At 43.6% G+C, this 21,667-nt stretch carries 23 protein-coding genes and 1 pseudogene; 15 read left to right on the top strand and 9 right to left on the bottom strand.

Translation table 11 applies throughout. From position 1 onward, the window contains the following. Window positions 1-443: 443 nt before the first annotated feature. Entirely contained in the window at window positions 444-1,229 is a 786-nt protein-coding gene (locus tag HAP68_RS19095) for a 3-hydroxybutyrate dehydrogenase (protein ID WP_015387420.1), read from the bottom strand. 118 nt (window positions 1,230-1,347) lie between these two features. Between HAP68_RS19095 and HAP68_RS19090 the strand changes: the two genes are divergently transcribed. Further along, the gene (locus HAP68_RS19090) at window positions 1,348-2,244 is read left to right on the top strand and encodes a LysR family transcriptional regulator (protein WP_024086038.1); all 897 of its coding nucleotides are present in this window, start codon (window positions 1,348-1,350) and stop codon (window positions 2,242-2,244) included. 116 nt (window positions 2,245-2,360) lie between these two features. After that, on the top strand, window positions 2,361-2,762 hold the full coding sequence (locus HAP68_RS19085) for a carboxymuconolactone decarboxylase family protein (protein WP_014306192.1): 402 nt from the start codon (window positions 2,361-2,363) through the stop codon (window positions 2,760-2,762). 178 nt (window positions 2,763-2,940) lie between these two features. On the opposite strand, the gene HAP68_RS19080 is transcribed toward HAP68_RS19085, so the two are convergent. Together HAP68_RS19080 and HAP68_RS19075 are read right to left on the bottom strand one after the other, a co-directional pair. Beyond that, a complete protein-coding gene (locus HAP68_RS19080) occupies window positions 2,941-3,807 on the bottom strand; it encodes a DUF1259 domain-containing protein (RefSeq protein ID WP_015387422.1) in 867 nt (288 codons plus the stop codon). Window positions 3,808-3,940: 133 nt separating this feature from the next. After that, window positions 3,941-4,324: pseudogene (locus HAP68_RS19075) on the bottom strand (GNAT family N-acetyltransferase). Between the two features lie 120 nt (window positions 4,325-4,444). On the opposite strand from HAP68_RS19075, the gene HAP68_RS19070 reads away from it, so the two are divergent. The 7 genes from HAP68_RS19070 to HAP68_RS19040 all read left to right on the top strand — a co-directional run bounded on the left by HAP68_RS19070 (window position 4,445) and on the right by HAP68_RS19040 (window position 9,619). Next, window positions 4,445-4,897, top strand: a complete 453-nt coding sequence (locus HAP68_RS19070) for a MarR family winged helix-turn-helix transcriptional regulator (protein WP_014306189.1) — start codon at window positions 4,445-4,447, stop codon at window positions 4,895-4,897. Window positions 4,898-5,079: 182 nt separating this feature from the next. Continuing rightward, on the top strand, window positions 5,080-5,958 hold the full coding sequence (locus HAP68_RS19065; RefSeq protein ID WP_014306188.1) for a YitT family protein: 879 nt from the start codon (window positions 5,080-5,082) through the stop codon (window positions 5,956-5,958). A 137-nt stretch (window positions 5,959-6,095) separates the two neighbouring features. Beyond that, entirely contained in the window at window positions 6,096-6,530 is a 435-nt protein-coding gene (locus HAP68_RS19060; RefSeq protein WP_004393037.1) for a MarR family winged helix-turn-helix transcriptional regulator, read from the top strand. A 13-nt stretch (window positions 6,531-6,543) separates the two neighbouring features. After that, window positions 6,544-7,182, top strand: a complete 639-nt coding sequence (locus HAP68_RS19055) for a nitroreductase family protein (protein ID WP_004393039.1) — start codon at window positions 6,544-6,546, stop codon at window positions 7,180-7,182. A 30-nt stretch (window positions 7,183-7,212) separates the two neighbouring features. Next, window positions 7,213-7,581 carry a DUF1304 domain-containing protein gene (locus tag HAP68_RS19050; RefSeq protein WP_004393040.1) on the top strand — a complete coding sequence of 123 codons (369 nt, stop codon included), beginning with the start codon at window positions 7,213-7,215 and terminating at the stop codon, window positions 7,579-7,581. A 260-nt stretch (window positions 7,582-7,841) separates the two neighbouring features. Then, complete coding sequence (locus tag HAP68_RS19045) at window positions 7,842-9,059, top strand: MFS transporter (protein WP_024086037.1); 1,218 nt, start codon at window positions 7,842-7,844, stop codon at window positions 9,057-9,059. 50 nt (window positions 9,060-9,109) lie between these two features. Then, a complete protein-coding gene (locus tag HAP68_RS19040) occupies window positions 9,110-9,619 on the top strand; it encodes a DinB family protein (protein ID WP_004393042.1) in 510 nt (169 codons plus the stop codon). Window positions 9,620-9,696: 77 nt separating this feature from the next. Here the strand turns inward: HAP68_RS19040 and HAP68_RS19035 are convergent, their stop codons facing one another. The 5 genes from HAP68_RS19035 to HAP68_RS19015 form a co-directional block, all read right to left on the bottom strand. Next, the gene (locus tag HAP68_RS19035; protein WP_014306186.1) at window positions 9,697-10,359 is read right to left on the bottom strand and encodes a GntR family transcriptional regulator; all 663 of its coding nucleotides are present in this window, start codon (window positions 10,357-10,359) and stop codon (window positions 9,697-9,699) included. 79 nt (window positions 10,360-10,438) lie between these two features. After that, complete coding sequence (locus tag HAP68_RS19030) at window positions 10,439-11,998, bottom strand: glycoside hydrolase family 32 protein (protein ID WP_024086036.1); 1,560 nt, start codon at window positions 11,996-11,998, stop codon at window positions 10,439-10,441. A 61-nt stretch (window positions 11,999-12,059) separates the two neighbouring features. Then, window positions 12,060-13,481, bottom strand: coding sequence for a glycoside hydrolase family 68 protein (locus tag HAP68_RS19025; protein ID WP_014306184.1), 1,422 nt, complete (start codon window positions 13,479-13,481; stop codon window positions 12,060-12,062). A 347-nt stretch (window positions 13,482-13,828) separates the two neighbouring features. Next, window positions 13,829-14,746: an EamA family transporter gene (locus HAP68_RS19020; protein WP_283256411.1), complete on the bottom strand. Its 918-nt coding sequence runs from the start codon at window positions 14,744-14,746 to the stop codon at window positions 13,829-13,831. Window positions 14,747-14,929: 183 nt separating this feature from the next. Continuing rightward, on the bottom strand, window positions 14,930-15,859 hold the full coding sequence (locus HAP68_RS19015; protein ID WP_024086034.1) for a manganese-dependent inorganic pyrophosphatase: 930 nt from the start codon (window positions 15,857-15,859) through the stop codon (window positions 14,930-14,932). Window positions 15,860-16,065: 206 nt separating this feature from the next. Here HAP68_RS19015 and HAP68_RS19010 point away from each other — a divergent pair, with 206 nt between their 5' ends. Beyond that, entirely contained in the window at window positions 16,066-16,437 is a 372-nt protein-coding gene (locus HAP68_RS19010; protein WP_004393054.1) for a winged helix-turn-helix transcriptional regulator, read from the top strand. A gap of 36 nt (window positions 16,438-16,473) precedes the next feature. Here HAP68_RS19010 and HAP68_RS19005 read toward each other — a convergent pair whose 3' ends face one another. Then, a complete protein-coding gene (locus HAP68_RS19005; RefSeq protein ID WP_004393056.1) occupies window positions 16,474-16,959 on the bottom strand; it encodes a spore coat protein in 486 nt (161 codons plus the stop codon). 133 nt (window positions 16,960-17,092) lie between these two features. On the opposite strand from HAP68_RS19005, the gene HAP68_RS19000 reads away from it, so the two are divergent. From HAP68_RS19000 to HAP68_RS18980, 5 genes are all read left to right on the top strand, one after another. Next, the gene (locus HAP68_RS19000; RefSeq protein WP_004393059.1) at window positions 17,093-17,245 is read left to right on the top strand and encodes a hypothetical protein; all 153 of its coding nucleotides are present in this window, start codon (window positions 17,093-17,095) and stop codon (window positions 17,243-17,245) included. A gap of 243 nt (window positions 17,246-17,488) precedes the next feature. Next, window positions 17,489-18,424, top strand: a complete 936-nt coding sequence (locus tag HAP68_RS18995; protein ID WP_014306181.1) for a YybS family protein — start codon at window positions 17,489-17,491, stop codon at window positions 18,422-18,424. A 30-nt stretch (window positions 18,425-18,454) separates the two neighbouring features. Beyond that, entirely contained in the window at window positions 18,455-20,434 is a 1,980-nt protein-coding gene (locus tag HAP68_RS18990) for a DHH family phosphoesterase (RefSeq protein WP_014306180.1), read from the top strand. Further along, entirely contained in the window at window positions 20,431-20,880 is a 450-nt protein-coding gene (rplI, locus tag HAP68_RS18985) for a 50S ribosomal protein L9 (protein ID WP_004393063.1), read from the top strand. Before HAP68_RS18990 ends, rplI begins: the two co-directional genes overlap by 4 nt. A gap of 140 nt (window positions 20,881-21,020) precedes the next feature. Then, a complete protein-coding gene (locus tag HAP68_RS18980; RefSeq protein WP_015387431.1) occupies window positions 21,021-21,584 on the top strand; it encodes a protein kinase family protein in 564 nt (187 codons plus the stop codon). Window positions 21,585-21,667: the final 83 nt, after the last annotated feature.

Raw genomic sequence — 21,667 nt, 5'->3', positions numbered from 1 at the left:
GTTGAAATATTTCCTGAAAAACTTTGATTTTTAATTGCAGATTGATATAACAGCCAACCATTGAAGATAAATTGAAGCAGAATAGTATTAATTCTACTCTGCCGGATGCTCATGCTGCTGAGATGAAAAGTGCGGGCGCATTATGGGGAGAGGGGAATCTTACACACTTATCTGCAGCTTCACCGACATACTTTGTGAAAGCCCCAACAGCTTCTTCGCATTCTGCAAGACAACAACTATTCCGTTGCTTTTTAACATTTTCACATTACAGGATTCAGGATAAAAAAGCCGCCAACAGGGCGGCTTTTCTTAAGTTAATATACCAAATATATATCAAACTTCAATCTGTATAGCTATGTCTTTCCTAAAAAACCATCGGCTTGGTTCTTGAAGAGTAAATCATTTAATCCAAAGCACTATTACTCCTGCAGATGAAATTTAGATTATTGGGCTGTATAGCCGCCATCCATTACGACGGCCTGCCCTGTAACTCCTTTAGCTTTGTCACTGGCGAGGAATACTGCGTAATCAGCGATTTCTTGCACGGCTAACAAACGTTTTTGAGGAACCAAGGGGTAAATGACTTCTTCAAACACCTTTTCTATAGAAATGCCTCTAGTCTCTGCAATATCTTGTAACTGGTTTTGTACCAATGGAGTGTCGATATATCCCGGACACAAGGCATTGACAGTAATTCCGTATTCCGCTCCTTCTAATGCTGATACTTTAGTTAAACCGATCAAACCGTGTTTAGCGCTGCAATAAGCTGCTTTCCCTGCAAAACCAATTAAACCATTTATGGAAGCCATATTGATGATGCGGCCAAATTTTTGTTTTTTCATCAAAGGGAACGCTCTTTTTGTCGCACCAAAAGGAGCAGTAAGCATTAATTTCAGCATAAATTCAAATTTATCAGTCGGGAAGTTTTCTATATCTGACACATGCTGAATCCCCGCATTGTTTACCAGAATATCCAATCGCCCAAAGGTTTCAAGTGTCTTAGAGAAACTTTTTTCAACTTGTTCTTCGTTTGTTACATCACAAACCGCAGGCAGGACTTCATATCCTTGTCCCTTAAGTTCCTCAGCTGCATGATGCACGGCTTTTTCGTTCAAATCGGAAATTACCACTTTTGCGCCTTCTTTAGCGAATTCACGTGCAATTTCTAAACCAATTCCGCTAGCCGCGCCTGTAACAAGAGCAACTTTACTTTCTAATAATTTACTCATAGTAACCCCTCCAGGAAACATTTTGGTCTCCTAAAAGTTTACACCCGGCAATTGTATAAGTAAAATGAATAAAAAGAATATAATGTATTCGTTAAACTTATGGAATGGAGATCATACGATGGATATACGCCAAATCACATACTTTCTTGAAGTTGCTAAATCCAACAGTTTTACTAAGGCATCAGAAAATCTGCATTTGTCACAGCCTGCCTTAAGTAAGATGGTTAAAAGTTTGGAAGAGGAATTAAAGGTTGAGCTCATTGATCGATCCGCTAGACAAATCGCTTTGACAGATGCGGGCGAAATTGTATTTGAGCAAGGCCAAATGATTATGAAGTCATTAGATGACTTGTCGACGAACTTATACGATCTTTTGCATTTAAAAAAAGGAAAAGTGAAAATTGGAATACCGCCGCTGATCGGTGTCTTGTTTTTTCCTAAAATCATTAGAGGGTTTAAACAATTGTATCCTGATGTGAACATCAAGCTGATAGAACATGGAGGAAACAAGGTGAAACAGGAGGTTGAAGATGGAGTACTGGATCTTGGCGTGGTTATTGAACCAGTGGACAAAGAGCAGTTTGATATCATTCCATTGCTTAATGAAGAACTGATGCTCTTCGTTCATTCCGCTCACCCGCTTGTTCATAAAGAGATTGTGGAAATGCAAGACTTGAAAAATGAACCTTTCATCCTGTTTAGTGAAGACTTTTCTCTTCACGATCGGATTATTCAGGAGTGTATTAGAGCCGGTTTTCGTCCAAATATTGTTTATGAAAGTTCTCAATGGGATTTTATCAGCGAAATGATTGGAGAAGAACTAGGTATTTCCATTTTCCCTCAGTCAATAGTGAAAAAGACTGATCAAAGTTTAGTTAAGGCAATCTCCATTGTTAACCCATCCATTCCTTGGAAAGTGGCAATTATTTTAAAAAAAGGAAAATACGTTTCACACGCAGTACGCGAATTTATCCGGTATATTTCATCTTTTTGTAAGAGTAATTACGTAGACTAAGATCACTCATGAAAAAAATGAATGGTTTTTATAGTTTTTATGTATTTTACGGTTAGAGAGGGCTGCGATATATTATCTTATGTCAGGAAATAAGTACCTTTCAGGAGGAATTTCAAATGGAACAAAGCCGTTACCAGCAAGGTTTAGACAAATTAATGGAGTACACTTTAACAAGCGATGATAAAATCTCTACGCATTTAAAGATTTCTGAAGACTTGAAAGATATCGCTCCAGATGTAAGTAAGTACATTATAGAATTTGCTTACGGAGATATATATTCACGACCGGGATTAACCAATCAACAACGTGCGCTTGTTACCATTTCATCCCTTGTAACGCAAGGAACCGAGCCGCAGCTTGAACTTCATATCAATACAGGGCTTACATCCGGATTAACACCGACTGAGATTGTAGAGAGTATCACCCAATTGGTTCCTTATACAGGCTTCCCGCGTGTACTTAATGCTCTTTCAGTGGCTAAGAAGGTGTTTGCACAGCGGCATGTAGAAAGCCATTGAGAAATAAAGAGCTTGTATGGAATGCGGGATGAAGTAGTATAAACTCATCAATAGAATATACACAAAACGACAGCCTATAAGGCTGTTTTTTAACACAAATGTCTGACCTCTTTTTTGTTTTCGGCTGATCATATGTAAAAGCGATTATATGAATCGCTTTTTGATACTTAGAAACATGCTAACCTTCGACCTCTTTATCAGTAAGCACTTTTAAAGCATTTCTTACTTTTAAGGCGAAGTTGACAGGTTTATCAATCGCTTCGAAATGAATATACATCAGTCTCGGTTTGTCAAACAGCCAGTGATTGTGTAGAGACGTTACAATCAGATCATGTTTCCGAAGAGCGCTGATAAATGGATTGATTTCTTTTTGCAGAATTACAGTTTCTCCGCTGCAAAGAGCACGGCCGTCTTTTGTCATTGATTCAAATGAAAACATTTGCGGAATGAGCAAAAATGATCTTCCGGGCCGTCCCAGTACAACCGGTTTTATATTCGTTCGTGATCTCATTACTGTACAAATTCCATTTTCAAACGTATGCATGGTTCCGCCCAGAATATCGTTGAATTCGTCACAAAGACCATGCCGTTCAATCATTTCCCCGTCAGTTTTTGGTACCGCACGCACAGTTTTAGTAGTCAGAACTCTCAGGGCCTCTCTCACTTTTCTTGCAAAATTGAGAGGTTTGTCAATTGATTCAAAATGCATAAACATCAGACGCGGTTTATCAAACAGCCAATGGTTATGAACGGCAGTTACGATGATACCGAATTTGCGCAGTTCACTCATTAATGGGTTCACTTCTTCTTGCAGTAAAACAGTCTCACCTAAACATAAGGCTCTGCCTTCCGAGTCCATGCTTTCAAATGAAAAGGCCTGAGGAATAAAAGGAAATGCCTCGGCTCTTCTTCCGAGTACCACCGGGTGAATGTTGCTTCGAAATCTTGTCGCCGTACATACGCCATTTACGACACTGGGCGTTGAATTGAGAATTCTTGCAAATTCTTTGCAGAGTCGTGATGGCTCCATACTCGTTTCTTCCACTTCATATCTCCTCCTGAAATCAATTTAAACGTACTTAGTAGTAAAGATATGTGAAGATAGAAAAAATGTAACGCGGCAGGAGTCCATAATAGAGAGAATCAGCTTTTTTCACCATCTCTTCAACTGTTAATTATTAATAGATTTTAATCGGACTATTTAAGATGTGATAAAAGCCTTCCGCATGTGTTTGTCCATTCAGTTTACATTGGGTGATGCCTTTTTCTTTTACCATGTTTTCTCATTCGCTTATGATTACTTTGCCCAACCCGTATTTGCGGTAAGGCTTCAGGATGCAGATTCGTTCGAGCTTGCCTGTTTGGTTTACGATGCGGATCCGTCCTGTGCCGGCAGGCTGATTCTCATGATAAACCAAGACATGCCCGCACTGTTCCCCAAGCGTATCGAACTGATCAAATTCATCGGATTCAGGTACTTGCTGTTCCTCAATGAATACTGCTTTTCTCATCTCAAGCGCTGCTTGCAAATCAATTTCCGTTGTTATTCTTTTTATCCTCATGATCAATCAATCCTTTTCACATATTAGTCTGGACTGCACGGCTTGCTTGTGGTCTTATAGAAGTAACGACGAAACATTTATATTGCAAGTGCAACAAAAACATGAAGGGTTTGAAAAGATATGACTGATATTTTGCGGGAAATCGGCATGATCGCACGGGCATTGGATTCCATCAGCAATATTGAATTTAAAGAATTAGACTTAACAAAAGGGCAGTATCTCTATCTTGTGCGTATATGTGAAAACCCGGGAGTGATACAGGAAAAACTGGCGGAAATGATTAAAGTTGATCGAACAACAGCGGCGAGAGCGATCAAAAAACTGGAAATACAAGGATTTGTTGAAAAGCGTCCTGATGATCAAAATAAAAAAATAAAAAAACTTTTCCCGACCGAAAAAGGGAGAAAGGTTTATCCGTTATTGCAAAGAGAAGGAGAGCACTCTGCGGAAGTAGCCCTGTCCGGCTTTACGTCTGAGGAAAAAGAAACCATTTTCAGCCTTCTTCAGCGGGTGAGAAAAAATATAGAGCATGATTGGGAATATGTGAAGAAGGGAAACAAAAGAGACTATTAATGGATGATAATTCCTTTTACTGAATGATTGCGTTGTGAATGATTAAAGTCATAAATGGATACGTTATCTGTGAAATCTCCTTCCTCGGTTCCTGCTTCAACTAGCCGATAGGCTTATTTTTAACGAAAAGTATCAATTATGGTATATTTAAATAAGACAAAATAATTGAAGCGGGGAATGATATGAGTACAATCGAAAAACAAAGACGTAAGAAATTCAGAGCCAAATCAATCGTACGGGCCATCATGGTCATCATCGGCGGAATTATTGCCGCGTATGGACTGGAAACCGTACTGATTCCGAATAGTGTATCTGACGGCGGTGTAACCGGGCTCAGCATTGTCGGTTCACAGCTCTTTCATTTGCCTCTTGGGATCTTGATTGCGGTGATTAATATACCGTTTGTCTGGTTAGGATATAAGCAAATCGGGAAAGGTTTTGCGTTTCTATCAATTATCGGTATTGTCTCACTTGCCGCGGGCACGAGTTTTTTCCACCACACGCCGGCTATCATTGAGGGAGATACCCTGTTAATCACCGTTGTCGGCGGGATTATTCTCGGCTTGGGAATGGGATTGGCATTGCGCAACGGCGGCGCCTTAGATGGAATTGATATGCTGGCTGTGCTTCTGTCACGGAAATTGCCGTTTGGCACGAGCGATCTCATTTTATTTTTAAACATTTTTGTGTTTATTTTTGTTTCTTTTGTATTCGGGCTGCAAGGCGCATTGCTTTCCGTCATTGCTTACTACATCGCATCCAAGGTGATCCATGTGGTTGAGGAAGGTTTAAGCGGTTCTAAAACATTTCAGATTATCACCAACGAGCCTGCATTAATGGTAGAGACCATTCGTGAAGAATTGGGCCGAAGCGCTACGTATAAAGAAGCATACGGCGGTTTTTCTCATGAAAAATTCAAAGAAATCACATGTGTCATCAACCGTTTGGAAGAAACCAAACTGAAAGAAATTATTAATGACATTGATAATCAAGCCTTTGTGACGGTATATGATGTCGCTGAAGTAAAAGGCAGTAATTTCAGAAAAATCCATAATCATTAAGAAGGAGCTGCCGTTCACCGGCGGCTTTTTTTAAAAAAGGAGAAAACACTTGCAAAAAAAGAATAACGGATGTATATTATTGATATATCAAACATTGACTAGTCAATTAATTGCGCAAAAGAAAGTAGGGATGGGTTTTGACAGCATGTTGCTCAGAGGAAGGCGAGATTTTGTATCAGCTCCAATCACTGCACAAAGTGATCGGCACGAAGTTTGAAGCGTGCACCGGAATCAGCCAATCCCGCCTTGAGCTTCTCGCCGTGCTTTTTTACGTCGATGAGATCAGCCAAAGCGATCTTCAGAAAAAGGTGAATATTGACGGCGCAGCTGTGACAAGACACTTGAAACAGCTTGAAGCCAAAGAAATGGTCACAAGAAGGCGGAAGCCCGAGGACAACCGAATTATACTTGTCCGGCTTACTGATCAGGGGCGGGAGAGAATTGAGGCTTCCAAAAAGGAGAAAGAGCGTTTCATAAAGGAAATGCTTGCCGGTGTCAGCGAGGAAGAACGCAGTATGTTAAAAAACGTATTGTCGCAGATGCAGAATAATATAGAAAATATGAAAGCATAGGAGTGCATTACACATGAAAACAGAACTGAAAACAAACGACTTTATGGACATTATGAAAGGGCGCCGTTCCATTCGGAACTACGATCCGGCCGTAAAAATCAGCAAAGAAGAAATGACACAAATATTGGAAGAAGCAACGACAGCGCCGTCTTCAGTTAACGCGCAGCCATGGCGTTTCCTCGTCATTGACAGCCCTGAAGGAAAAGAAAAACTCGCGCCGCTTGCCAGCTTTAACCAAACACAGGTCAGCACATCATCTGCGGTGATCGCGGTTTTCGCAGATATGAACAGTGATGACTATTTAGAAGAAATTTATTCAAAAGCGGTCGAACTGGGCTACATGCCGCAGGAAGTAAAAGACAGACAAATCGCTGCGTTGACGGCGCATTTTGAAAAACTGCCGGAGCAAGTGAACCGTGAAACGATTCTGATCGACGGAGGTCTTGTTTCCATGCAGCTGATGCTTACGGCACGTGCGCACGGCTATGATACAAACCCGATCGGCGGCTATGATAAAGAAAAGATTGCCGAGGTTTTCGGAATGGATAAAGAGCGTTATGTACCGGTCATGCTGTTATCAATCGGAAAAGCGGCAGACGAAGGATATGCTTCCTACCGTCTTCCTATCGAAACAATCGCACAATGGAAATAAGGTTGAAGTGAAGCTGAGAGGAGAGGGACAGTGGACATAATTGCGGCTGTTTTCGTCGGAATTGTAGCTTTAGAACATATATTTATCATGATACTTGAAATGTTTTTTATCAATTCGAAGGCTGCCAAGCGGTCTTTCAAATTGCCGAAGCATTTAGAAGGTGATCGGAATGTGGCGGTCATGTTTGCAAATCAAGGTCTGTATAATGGATTTCTGGCTGCCGGCCTCATTTGGGGACTGATCCTCGGAGCTGATCCGATTGGCCATATGATTCAAATGTTTTTCGTCATCTGTGTGGTCATTGCGGCCATTTTCGGAGGCTTTACTTCAAACAAATCAATTATCGTAAAACAAGGACTTCCGGCTGTTTTAGCGCTTATTTTTCTTTTATTGGCGTAGCAGACGGAGTGAGTGAGGGCTTCCGGAAAGGAAGCCCTCTTTTTTTATTCTGTTTTGAAAATCATTTCTTATATACATCACTATAGATTGGGGATGTCAAATCAGCTGTTACTCCTTCTTAATTGTTATTTGCTGAAAGTCTTCTTTCTGCTAATAAAGCCTAATAGATGGAGTGGACTCCATGTCAATCTGTTTTTTTAAAAAAAGCTGATCGGCAAATATGGTATGATTTACATAATTAGGGAGTGGGGTTGCAGAGGATGAATATGAAGAGAGCGTATTACGCTATTTTATACAGCCAGACCGCTATCAACTTGGGGTTTTCACTTTATACGATGGCCGTCATCTTGTTTTTGTTTACAAAAACCGGTTCGACGGCGATGGCCTCTCTTATGACGCTCGTCAGCATTGTATGCCGCGTATTGGGCAGCGCCGTTTTGCCGCTGGTCACCGGTCGGTTCACGCTTCGTTCTTTGTTAATCAGTTCTCAATTGATACAGATCACACTGTTAGTCTGTTTGTTTTTTGTCATCCAAACCGGTTCATCCGCATTCTTTTTTCTGCTGTTTTGTCTGATCGGAGGCATTTCTTTTTGCAACGGATGGTTTGCTCCGATAAAAAGCGCGCTGATTGGGGAAATCATTCCTCCTGATCGAAGGGCGAAAGCGAACAGTTTATTATCGGCGGCGGATCAGACCGTTCAGTTTGCGGGGTGGTCTCTGGGCGGCGTCATCATAGCGTTCCTGGGAGAGAGCGATACAATGATCGTCACTGTCATGTTATTGGTTTCTTCGGTGTTGGGCATCATTCTGTTTCTTCAAGTACGCATGTGTGCGCCGGCAGCAGTCAGGGAACGTTCCCTTTTTGCAGATGCGGCAAGCGGCTGGGTGTATTTATTTCAGCAAAAACAGCTCAAGGTTCTCATTGTGATGGATGTGATCGAATCGTGGGCAGGCATGATATGGATCGGGTCTGTGTCCTTAACTTATGTGCATGACGTCCTTCATAAAGGAGAGGCTTGGTGGGGGTATGTCAACGGAGTCTATTATGCAGGGACGATGATCGGCGGACTGATCATCTATAAGTTATCCGGTAAGCTTCAGCATCATCTCATTCCGCTTATGCTGACGGGAGCCTTGGCATATGGAATGTTCACGTTTATTTACGGGCTGATCACAAGCGCCGTTACGGCCCTTTTTCTGGTGCTGTGTATGGGGCCGGCTTGTGTATTACGAGATCTCACGCAGGAAACATTACTTCAAAATATCACGACCGAAAAGACACGGGTCAATATATTAGCGGCGAGATCAGCTTTAGTTCAGTTCATTTTTATGTTTTCCATTATCGGAACGGGGATTATCTCGGATGTATTCGGCGTGCGGTTTATTTATATTGGCGCAGGCCTTCTCTTATTAATTTCGGCTTTTATCGGATTTTCTCAGCTGCGAATGAAGAAAATGGTACAGAGCGGCATGTAGTGTAGTATAATTAGGAACGTACGTTCTATATCGAGAGAGGAGAGGGTAATGTGGGACATCTGGCACTGCAATTGTATGATTATCATCTTTGGGCAAATCAGCAAATATTCACCCGGCTTAAAGAGCTTCCGGAGGATGTGTACCGTAAGGAGATTCAAAGTGTCTTTCCGTCGATAGCCGGTGTATTGACTCATGTGTATCTGTCGGATAAGGGGTGGTTTGATGTGTTCTCCGGAGAGCGTCTGGAGGATACGCTGAAATCAGCTGAACAGCAAAAAGAGGACATCTTGTCTAAAGAGATAGAAGAGCTGGAAGATCTATTTTTGGAATTATCAGACCGATATCGACTATTTTTGCAAAAGGAGGAAAATATCAGTCTCCCCCTTGAAATAGAGCATCCGTCAGGTGACATCATGAAAACCGCAGCGGCCGATATGATCCTCCATGTTGTGAACCACGGAACGTATCACCGCGGGAATATAACAGCCATGCTCAGACAGATGGGGTATGCTTCTGTGCCGACGGATTACGGTATTTATTTATATATAAACAAAAAGTAAACAAGACAGCCAACGCGGCTGTCTTGTGATATCCGTAAAAGAGCCAAATCATATGAGTGATTTGGCTTTTTCGTTTGCTATGCCATGTTTTGCAGCCGTTCTAAACTGTTTTTCCAATTCGCTTCAAGCGCTGTAAAAGCAGCGGCGGCATCTTGCTGTTCTAATGCGTGAATGATATCAGAGTGTTCATTATATGATCTGTTTAAAGCGCCATTTTCACTGAAATAGCGGATTTCCAGTCTCTGAATTTTGACTTTCAGGCTTACTAGCAATTTGTGAAGTTCAGCGTTGTCCGCAAGCAGAATGATGCGATGGTGAAATGCATTATCCGCTTCCAGAACGGCCATTTTATCGCCGTCTTTCATCGTTTGAAGAAGATTTTCATTCAGCTGTTTCAATTCTTGAATCACGGCATCGTCCATACGCGGGAGGGCTTGCTGCAATGCGAGTTTCTCAAGCGTCCAGACGATGGAATACAAGTTTTCCGCTTCTTTTAACTCAATGGGAGCGACAAGCGTCCATCTGTTCGCTTTTGTTATCACCAAGCCGTCATCTTCCAGCCGCAATAAGGCTTCCCGTATCGGGGTGCGGCTGATTCCCAATGTTTCCGACAAATCCTTGTCCTTTAACTTTGTTTCCGGTTTGAGCTTGCCCGTTATGATCCAGTTTCTGAGTGTGCGATACACTTCGTCCCGCATGATGGTTCTTTTCAGCACAGGTTCTTTGTTTTGATTATCCAATGGAACACCTCATGAATCGTAGTATACATATTTGCATTTTACCACAGTCCGGGCGCCGGTTAGAAATGAAGAGGGACGTCTAAGAATGAATCGAACCGAGATGCTTCATCTCAATATGCTGAAAGTCAGCGGAGCCGCCTTCAGAAAAGAGCGTGATTCCCTGATCTTCGTGTTTTGGGAACACTTCATTTGTCAAAACGGTTTTTCCGTCGTCTGCAAATACTTCAATACTGGTTTTATCCACGAGAATTTTCAGATGGACGCGCCCTTTGTTTCCGTCAAATGGAGCTTTGCTTTCGACGTATGCGCCGGTTTTATCAGGCTGGTCTGTAAACGATCTGTTCACATAGGCACAGCCGTCTTCTGCTGAAATACCGACATCAATATGCCGGCTTTGGTCTGCTGATTCTCTGAGTCTGACGCCTGCATTTTTGATATCTGACCAAGCGATATCCATATCAAGCTGATATGTATCACCTTTGATCGGCAGTGTCTCTGAACCGTTCACCTGTTTGTGTTCTATGCTGTCAGTTGAAGAAGTTAATTGGTTCAATGCTTCAATCGGCTCTGACACAAGGCTGTATGTGCCGCCGTCCTGCTGCTGAAGACGGATTTCACGGACGATAGAATCCGTGCCGTTAAAGCCGTTTTTTAGTGTCGGTGTTTCATTCGGATAATCCCAATTGTTCATCCATGCCAGCGCATAGCGTTTTGTCAGCGGATCTTCGCTATTACCGTCTTCAAATGTGACGCCGCCGTACCAGTCAAAGCCGTAATCAAGCCATTGCGGTTCTTCTTGATCGGCGGTAAATTCCTTCCCGTCAAAGTTTCCGGTCCAATACGCGTACGTATTCGGTTTGCCTGCGGGTTTGCCGTTTGCGCTTGCGCCCAGAACCCACTTGGCTGTTCCGTCATCTGCACGCATCATATAAAGGTCGGGGCATTCGATGAGGCCGATCTGCTGAGTGATAAAACCGCCCGTGTATTTCCAATTTTTTAAATCGGGTGATTCATAAAAACCGATTTTTTCTCCTTCGGCCATGGCCATCACCCATTTGTCATCCTGTTCATCCCATATCACTTTCGGGTCCCGGAAATCCTTAGTTCCAGGGTTTTTCATAACGGGCTGATCACTATAGGAAGTAAACGTTTTTCCTTTATCCGTGCTGTACCATAAATATTGTTCCTGGGCTTTTGTTTTGGCTGTCGGCTGCGTTGTGACGGCGACCAGCGCGTTTTTGCCGAAGCCCGCGGTGTTGTGTTTATCAATGACGACAGAACCGGACCAGATATCGCCGTTTTCGTTGGTGTATTTCGGAATAGCCGTGCCTTCGTCCGTCCAGTGCACCAAGTCCTCTGATACGGCGTGCCGCCATTCTGTGCCGTTGCCGTTCGGGTAATCCCGATTATAAAGATAGTAGTAATGATATTTCCCCTCGAAAAAAATGGGCTTTTGAGGGTCATTTTTCCATTTGTCCGGAGTCGTAAAATGATACGCCGCCCGGTAATCCTTCTTATGCTCCGTGTTGTTTATGTCAGAGGAATTGTGGTTTTTGTTCGGCAGTAAGCCGACAAACAGGAACGCACCCAAAAAGATCAATATTACAACGGGCCATTTTCGTGCCATGATTGAATTCACCATCTTATTGAGAAATAAAAGAAAATGCCAATGAAGTATCGGCATTTTCTTTTTGTTGTTATTAGTTGTTAACCGTAAGCTGTCCTTGTTCAAGGATGCTGTTTTTAACAACGGATGTTTTCTTGCCTTTGATGTTCATTAAGAAGCTTGGCGCAAATGTCGCCTTTTTATCCTCAAAGAAGCCTCTGTTTGTCATGTAGCTTGTGATCACGACATTGTTGCCTTTGGCTTGCGGCACTGCGAAGTGAGAGTAAGTGAACGTTACATCGTTAGGATCAAGACCCATTTGCAGGACAAGACCAGTTTTGTTCAGCGGCTTGTAAGGACCTGTTAAAGAGTTTGATACATAACCAAGCATGTAAATATCGTTTGAGTTAATACCGTCGATCGTCATTTTTGAACCGCGTGAATCAGTGAACAGGTACCATTTGCCGTTCATTTTGAAAACATTCGCGCGCTCGATTTCATCAGTTACCGTGTTTGAAGTGATCAGCGGCTTCATGACTTTTTTCAATGTGTAATCATCGTTTAACTCTACCATACCGAGGGCGCCGTTCGCTAATTCAGCATCGCGTTTTTTAGCGCTTTGCTGAAGCTTCTGACTTTCTTTACGGAAGAAGTTTGTGCTGCCGCCGTAGTACGCTTTGTTAAATAAAGATTCTTCGCCTTGGTATCCGTTTTCTGTTCCCGTGTTGGCTTCGAATACAAGGTATTTATGTCCTTTGTCTTCAACGTAGTGAGGGTCTCTCAGCGTATGGTTGTCGCCGGATGTATAGTTCCCTTCATCGATAAACTGCTGAACGTTTTGATATGTTTTTCCGTCGCCGTCAAAAATCGTTTTATGATCTTCCACTCCGTTGATCTTGAGCGTGTCATCAGATTTTGACACATTTACCTGCGCCGTTGTCAGGCTTTGTTTGCCGTAATGTTTACCGGAAAAGTCAGTGTAGAATAAACGGATTTTTCCGTCAGATGTAAAGGTTGCAGAACCGGACCATTCTTGTGTCTGTTCTTTCAGGATTTCATCGTTGGCGTCGAACTTATCGCTGTCTTTAAAGACACGGCCCGCGTTTTTCCAGCTGTCGATCGAGTTGTCGCCGACTTTTTGATAAAACATGTAGATGGATGTGTCATCAGCGTCTTTCGGGCTTCCGGCAAGAGCAAACACGACGTGATAGCCGTTGTATTCAGCTACTGTTCCGTCAGCGTTTTGGAGCGGCCAGCTGTCCCACACATCCAGTCCTTTCGCGGACTCGATATTTTTAATTGTTGATGGGTCGAATTGAGGCACTTGGTATTTTTCACTTTGCTGCTGTTTAGGGATCTGCAGCATATCATGGCGTGTGATATGAGAGACGCCGTACGTTTCTTTGTAAGGTTTTTGGGTATTTTCTTTCGCGAAGGCTTGAGTCGCTCCCCCTGCCAGAAGTGCAGTCGTAAAAGTTAGAACTGTGGCTCGTTTTGCAAATTTTTTGATGTTCATGTTCATGTCTCCTTTTGTATGTACCTTTTTTTGCGATCTGCCGATTCGATCCTCCTGCATTCATGGATGACAGGTTTGTTACAGAAAAAAAGACCTAAAATATGTATGGGGTGACGCCAAAGAATACACTTTGCCCTTAACACATTTTAGGTCTTGCCTGCTTTATCAGTAACAATCCTGCATGATTTACTTGTCGACATCATTCTATTAGACTCTGATTCTATTGACAACTGGTCTATTTTCCTCTTTTGGATGATAGTAAAATGAAAAAAGGCCTTTTAATATATGGGTAATTGAGCCTAAGGGGTGCTCTGGCCCTAGGAAAAAACCTCTCTAAAAAAGAGAGGTTATTTTTTCTTGATAGATAATAAAGCGATGGTGGTTAAAATCAGCAAAGTACCCAGCCATTCTGATATTCCGAAGGGAACATGCAGCCAGATAACAGTTAAAAAAGCTGCCGACAGCGGCTCTGCACAGGCGAGCAGGCTGGTTTCAGAGGCACTCAGATATTTCAGGCTTTCCAAGTAGCAATAAAAAGCGATGAGCGTTCCGAAAATGATGATAAACACAATCGCGGCATATGCAGGAAAGGACCACTCGCCTTCAAATGTCCAGGGCGGGCGGATCAAGCTGAGGGCGGCTCCGCCGATCAGCATGCCCCATCCTACAACAATGGCGGATCCCCATTTCTTCAGCAGACGATGCGGCTGAAGGGTGTAAAACGCCAGTGCAAACGCCGAACTGATTCCCCAAAAGACGGCCAGACCGGATATGGACAGGCTTCCGACATTCCCGTGCGTGACCAAAATGAATGTGCCGGCAACCGCCAATAAGACGGCGAGCAGCTCTTTTCCTGAAGGAATTCTCTTTGCGCGAATCGCTAAAAAGCATGTAATGATCGCCGGTCCTAAATACTGAAGAACGGTAGCTGTTGCCGCGTTGCCATGCTCAATTGCCGCGAAGTAGGTGTATTGAACACCTAACATTCCGAAAATCCCGAATAAAAGAAGGGGAATTCTGTCCCGTCTGTCTTTCCAAACAGCCCATATCCGTCCTTTTTCTTTGCGGTACGCGATTCCGAGCAGAAGCGCCCCTGACACCAGAAGGCGCACTGAAGTCAGCCATTCTGTATTAAAATGGCGGTGCTGGAACAGATACTGGGCAACCGTTCCCGAGACCCCCCATAAGATAGCTCCTGTAAGCACAAGCCAAATGCCTGTTGTTCGTGAATAAGAAAGAGCAGCGTGTTTTTCCAGGATAGACACCCCCGATTCTGATGTTGTGATAGCAACTTACAATAATTAGAAAAAAGAACGCCTTACATGTGATATATTATATATTGTATATTAATAGGCGTCAAAATAATTTTAGAGTAAGCGCTTGCAAAACGGACGTCTGATGAACGAGCTGTAAAAAAAACACCCCGGCTGGTTGCCGGGGTGTTTTGGTTATTCTGCAATCGCGTCTGTTAAAACAGGAACGACTTGTTTCTTTCTGGATACGACGCCTTTTAAAAGAGCCGTGTTGTTTTCTAACGTCACGTTGAATGCTTTTTCCACTTTTGACGCTTGATCACCGATGGCAAGCGCAAGGGAATCGTTTTCCAGAATATCCGTAATCACGAGAAGGAACAGGTCAAGGTTCTTCTCGGCAATTACTTTTGAAAGAGCCGCTTCTAATTCCGGCTGCCGCTTTTTGACATCTTCAATATCAACTGTGTTGACTTGGGCGATTTCGACTTTTTTGCTGCCGAGCGTGAACTCTTTCGCATCAAGAGAAATCAGTTCTTCCACAGTTTTTTTGCTTAAGTCGGCGCCCGCTTTCAGCATGTTTAAGCCGTACTCTTCCGCATCTACGCCGGCAATTTCAGCAAGCTCTTTTGCCGCTGCGATATCTTGCTCCGTGCAAGTCGGAGATTTAAATAACAGAGAGTCGGAAATGATTGCTGACAGCATGAGGCCAGCAATTTCTTTCTCGATTTTCACGTTATTTTCTTTGTACATTTTGTTTAAGATCGTAGCCGTACAGCCGACCGGCTCAGCACGGTAGTAAAGAGGTTCCGCTGTTTCGAAGTTGGCGATACGGTGGTGGTCGATCACTTCAAGAACCTGAACGTCTTCGATATCTTTGATGCTTTGCTGGCGTTCATTGTGGTCAACAAGGATGACGCCGTTTACTTCGTTTGCGGCTGTTTCCACCAAACGCGGGCTTTCGTGCTTGAAATAATCAAGCGCGTATTGTGTTTCGCCGTTGACTTGTCCAAGGCGGACGGGCTCAGCATTGAAGCCGAGTTTATTTTTTAGATCAGCGTAGGCAATGGCAGAGCAAATGGTATCTGTGTCTGGGTTTTGATGTCCGAAAATAAGAATTTTTTCCATAATAACTCCTTGTCCTTTTTTGTAGTGTAAACAATCTTTTTATAGTTTAACACGTCTTGCGGAGGGTGTAATCTTCAAAACCTTAAAAATTGATGTGAAAAAGAAGCATTTTTGTTGAGCGGTGAGGAGGATTGCGAGTAAAATACTGGGTAAGTCAGATGCTAATCAGCATATAGTATCAAAAAAGGTACTATGGAGGATGAAAAATGAACATATATCCGAATAAAGAAGGTTGTCCGGTTGAACTGACGCTTTCCGTTATCGGCGGAAAGTGGAAGGGTATTTTGTTTTATCATATGATCGGCGGAAAAAAGCGGTTTAATGAGTTTCGGCGCATTTGCCCCAGCATTACGCAGCGTATGCTGACGCTTCAGCTTCGCGAGCTTGAGGCGGACGGCATCGTGCATCGCGAGGTATATCAGCAGGTGCCTCCAAAGGTGGAGTATTCTCTTACCGAATTCGGCAGGTCGCTGGAACCGATCGTTTTGCAAATGAAGAAATGGGGAGATGCCAACCGGGAGTTTCTCGAGACATACCGGGAAAAAACGTCGCCTCAAGATCAGTCCGCTCAAAAATAAGAAGCAGCAAAGGATTAAATTCCTTGCTGCTTTTTTTTATTTCATCGCGATGGCTTTTCTGGCGTTGCGCACATCATTCTTCAGCAATTCGCTCAGGTTGTAAGCCGGATATTGACCGCGTTCTTCCATATACTCAAAGACCATTTGATGCCACTTGATAGCCGCGTTTAAGTGCTTGACGAAAACGTGTCTTAATTGGGGTGTGGCCGTCTCTGTAATGGCTCCGGCGTAATTGCGCACAGACGTTTTGGCCATGCTCAGCAGGCCGCCGCTGTAAAACGCGGAATCAGCGCGCTCTTCTGTTTCATCCTCACGAAAAGCGGGAGCTTCAGGGAAGAAAGGAAGCAGTTCACGCAGATTTTGTTCCAGCGAATGGATGGAAAATCGGTAAAGCTGTTTTAATCTGGCATCGCTTACGTCCCGCTCTGTTCTTTTTAATTTCACAAGTCCGTTTGCCTGGAAAGCCACTAACTCATGCAGTTCTAACGTTTCATGCCATGCTAATGTTCTCCGCTCGGTCATAGTGTAAGAATCTCCTTTATCCTTCATTTTCACTTTCAGCATATGCCCCGGTCCCGATGTTGTTCCTGATGTTTTGAAGTTTCCAGAAAGGGAAACTCAATGTAAAGGAAATACGAAATAGAGGTGAAACTATATGTGGGACATGATAAAGAACTTCTTCCTTTTCAGCAGCGGGGTTTTACAGGCGACCACTCTCTTACTTATCGTTATCGTCTTGTTATATGTACGAAAAACCAAAAAGAAAAACAGAGATACTTCTGGTTTCATGGATGATCAGGATCACTGATACAACGGGCATTCTTTCACGGGGATGTCCGTTTGTCTGTTTTCATGTTTCACATGGAACATTACGGCTGTCCGCGCTCATTTTACTTGCGATTTCGACTTATGTTAAAATATATACGTGTATTTTGGAGAGTTTATGGAAAATTCAGGTCTTGAAAGAGACATTGCGGCGTCAAAAGAGCAGTCGTCTAAGCTGCTCTTTTCTATTCGTATGTTCGAATGATACAAGGTTTGAGGTGAGTAAGTGAAAAATACAAGGGCTCTAATAGAAGGCGCCATTTTGATCAGTATTTTTGCAATCATTTCCCTTTTGGTCGTGTACCTCCCTTTACTGGGGGCAATTCTTCTCTTTGCTTTGCCGCTGCCGATCATTCTTTACACCATTCGGCACGGTCTGAAGCCCGGGGTATGGATGGGGCTTGCCAGCCTTCCTGTCAGCTTTATTGTAGGTTCGTTTACCGGGCTTACAGGCGCTTTTATGGCGGCCTGTACGGGAATCGCCATGGGATATTATTTTAAAAAGAAACAGCCCGGCTATGCGGTTGCTGCCGGCGCTATGGCGTATGTGCTGTGCGGCGTCGTTTTTTTTGTGGTCAGCATCGTGTTTCTTAATATGAATGTGATCGATACCACCATGTCCCAGCTTCGGGAGTCGATGTCTTTAGCAGAAACCATGTCAAAGCAGCTCGGTTACGGAGATCAGTTCGGGAAGCAGATCAAGCTGATGGAAAGTCAGCTGAGCACGGTTCAATATCTTTTTCCGACAGTGCTCGTATTGACCGGCATCGTTTTTTCTTTCCTCAGTTATGCTATGGCAAGGCCGCTTTTACGGCGATTTTCCCCTGATCTTCCGAAGATGAAGCCTTTTAGAGAGCTCAAACTCCCGCAAAGCGTTGTCATTCTGTATTTTATTGTGACGATATTAGGGTTTCTGCCTTTAGAAAAAGGGCATATGCTGTATTCGGTTTCATTGAATGGGGGATTTATTCTCAGCTTGCTGATTTGTATTCAAGGGTTAGCGTTTATTTTTTTCTATTGCCGCGAAATGGAGATGCCGAAAGCCGTTCCTGTTTTAGCAATTGTGCTGGGTGTGCTTTTTCCGCTCATCTTGTCCGTGTATCTCCTCTTAGGCATCATTGACATAGGCTTTAACATAAGAAATAAGGTGACGCGAAATTGAGTGTGACTTACAGGTGGGGAGTTGATAGAAATGCCTAGTTTTTATGAAAAACCGTTGTTTCGGTATCCCATCTATGCATTGATTGCATTGTCAATCATCATAATCCTCATCAGCATTTACTTTAACTGGCTGATAGGAGCCATCGGCGTTGTGCTGCTCGCCGTGATCCTGTTTTTCATTAAGCGTGCGGATTCTCTGATCAGAAAAGAAATTGACGATTATATCTCCACGTTATCGTATAGATTGAAAAAAGTAGGCGAAGAGGCATTAATGGAAATGCCTATCGGGATTATGCTGTTTAATGATCAATATTACATTGAGTGGGCGAATCCGTTTTTGTCTTCCTGTTTTAATGAAAGTACGCTCGTCGGGCGCTCGCTGTATGACACATGCGAGGCCGTCGTGCCGCTGATCAAGCAGGAGGTCGATTCGGAAACGATCACCTTGAATGAGCGGAAGTTTAAAGTAGTGATTAAAAGAGATGAGCGCCTGCTCTATTTCTTTGATGTGACAGAACAGATTCAGATTGAAAAGCAGTACGAAAATGAGAGAACCGTGCTGGCATATATCTTTTTAGATAACTATGATGACGTCACACAGGGGCTGGATGACCAAACGAGAAGCACGATGAACAGCCAGGTCACCTCATTATTAAATGCGTGGGCGCAGGAGTACGGCATTTTCCTGAAACGGACGTCCTCGGAGCGGTTTATCGCGGTGTTAAATGAACACATTTTAACGGAGCTTGAAAACGCGAAATTTTCGATTTTGGATGAAATCCGTGAAAAAACATCCGTTCACACTGTATCTTTGACCCTCAGCATCGGGATCGGCGCATCGGTTTCTTCCTTGAAAGAGCTTGGAGATCTGGCGCAGTCCAGCCTCGATTTGGCTCTCGGCCGCGGAGGCGACCAAGTGGCCATCAAAATGCCGAACGGCAAGGTGAAATTTTACGGCGGCAAAACAAATCCGATGGAGAAACGCACAAGGGTGCGCGCCCGGGTGATTTCTCACGCGCTCAAGGAGATTGTCTCAGAAAGCAGCAATGTCATTATCATGGGGCACAAATTTCCTGATATGGACGCAGTCGGAGCCGCAATCGGAATATTGAAGGTGGCGCAGGCCAACGGCAAAGAAGGCTACATCGTCATTGATCCGAACCAGATCGGATCAAGCGTTCAGCGCCTGATTGAAGAAATTAAAAAATATGAAGAGCTGTGGTCGCGGTTCATCACACCGGAAGAGGCGATGGAGATTTCAAATGACGACACGCTGCTTGTCGTCGTTGATACACATAAACCGTCCCTTGTGATGGAAGAGCGTCTCATGAACAAAATCGAGCACATCGTTGTGATTGACCACCACCGCAGAGGCGAGGAATTTATTAAAGACCCGCTGCTCGTTTATATGGAGCCATACGCTTCATCCACCGCAGAACTCGTGACGGAGCTGCTTGAATACCAGCCGAAGCGGCTCAAAATCAATATGATTGAAGCGACGGCCCTGTTAGCTGGTATAATAGTGGATACGAAGAGTTTTTCCCTTCGCACGGGCTCGCGGACGTTCGACGCCGCTTCTTATTTGAGAGCGAAAGGCGCAGATACGGTTCTGGTGCAGAAAGTTCTCAAAGAATCCGTCGGTTCTTATATCAAGCGGGCGAAACTGATCCAGCATACAGCTCTTTATAAAGAACATATCGCGATTGCTTCTCTTCCTGAGAACGAAGAGGAGTACTTTGACCAGGTGCTGATTGCGCAGGCGGCTGATTCCCTCTTATCGATGAGTGAAGTGGAAGCTTCATTTGCGGTAGCCAGACGGGATGAGCATACGGTGTGCATCAGTGCGAGATCGCTGGGCGAGGTCAATGTGCAGATTATTATGGAGGCGCTGGATGGCGGAGGGCATTTAACCAATGCGGCAACCCAGTTATCGGGCATTTCTGTCTCAGAAGCGCTCGTCCGGCTGAAGGAAGCCATTGATGAATATTTTGAGGGAGGCGTTCAGAGATGAAGGTTATTTTCTTACAAGATGTAAAAGGTAAAGGAAAAAAAGGCGAAATGAAAAACGTAGCAGACGGTTATGCACATAACTTTCTCATTAAAAAAGGCCTCGCTGTCGAAGCAAATGCAACAAACATCAGCGCATTGAAAGGACAGAAAGAAAAAGAGAAAAAAGAAGCGATTGCCGAGCTTGAAAGAGCGAAAGATTTGAAAGAAACGCTTGAACAGCTGACTGTTGAGCTGAGTGCCAAATCCGGTGAAGGCGGCCGCCTGTTCGGGTCTGTCACAAGCAAGCAGATTGCAGAAGCGCTGCAAAAAACGCATAAGATTAAAGTGGATAAACGGAAACTGGAGCTCCAAGACGGTATCCGCACACTGGGATATACAAACGTTCCTGTAAAGCTGCACCCTGAAGTTCAGGCTGTGCTGAAGGTTCACGTAAAAGAAGAAGCGTAATACACAATGAAAAACCCGCCGATCCGGCGGGTTTTTTTCATGCAGCAGACGGCGCAGCGCAAGAAAATGATGAGATTGTTTCATTTCCGATCGTTACCAGATTGCATATTATATTACATCATAACGAAGGATGTGTCGGTATGAAACGATTTTTTTCTGAAACATATTTTAATAATCCGGAGAATAAAAAGGCGCTGGAGCATTATCCGCTGATCGGAGACGGAAAAGACGGGGAAGTCTACCGCTTAACACACAACAAATGCATAAAATACTTCTTTGAAAAAGGGACATGCAAGAAGGAATTGGCGGCTTTAAAGACCGGACAAGGTTCCCCGGTGATTCCAAGACTGTATGAATACGGAGATCGTTATATTGTGATGGAATACGTCCAAGGCACCTCTCTTGCCCGCCATATCAGAAAAGAAAAATCCCTGTCCGTCAAAATGACTGCTGATATTTTAAATATGCTGGATGAATTAAAAAGAATCGGTTTTACCAGATGGGATGCCGAAATCAGGCACATTCTGATCAATGAACACGGAAATCTTAAAGTCATCGACCATAAAAGAGCTTTTTCCGCTATTACCCGGTTTCCCGTAAAACTATTAAAAGGACTGGACAAATACGGCTTGGCGGATGAGTTTTTGAATACTATAAAAAAATTAAATCCGTCACGTTACCTGGAATGGCAGCCGCACATGTAAGTTTCTGAAAATCCGCACATGTAAGTTTCCTTTTTTTAGGGTCGTCATATGATATTTGTAACATTTGTTTGGTGGAGTGTGGA

This window comes from Bacillus sp. Bvel1 (assembly GCF_014872755.1).
GTDB classification, from domain to species: domain Bacteria; phylum Bacillota; class Bacilli; order Bacillales; family Bacillaceae; genus Bacillus; species Bacillus velezensis.
This window is presented reverse-complemented; position numbering and strand designations above follow the sequence as displayed.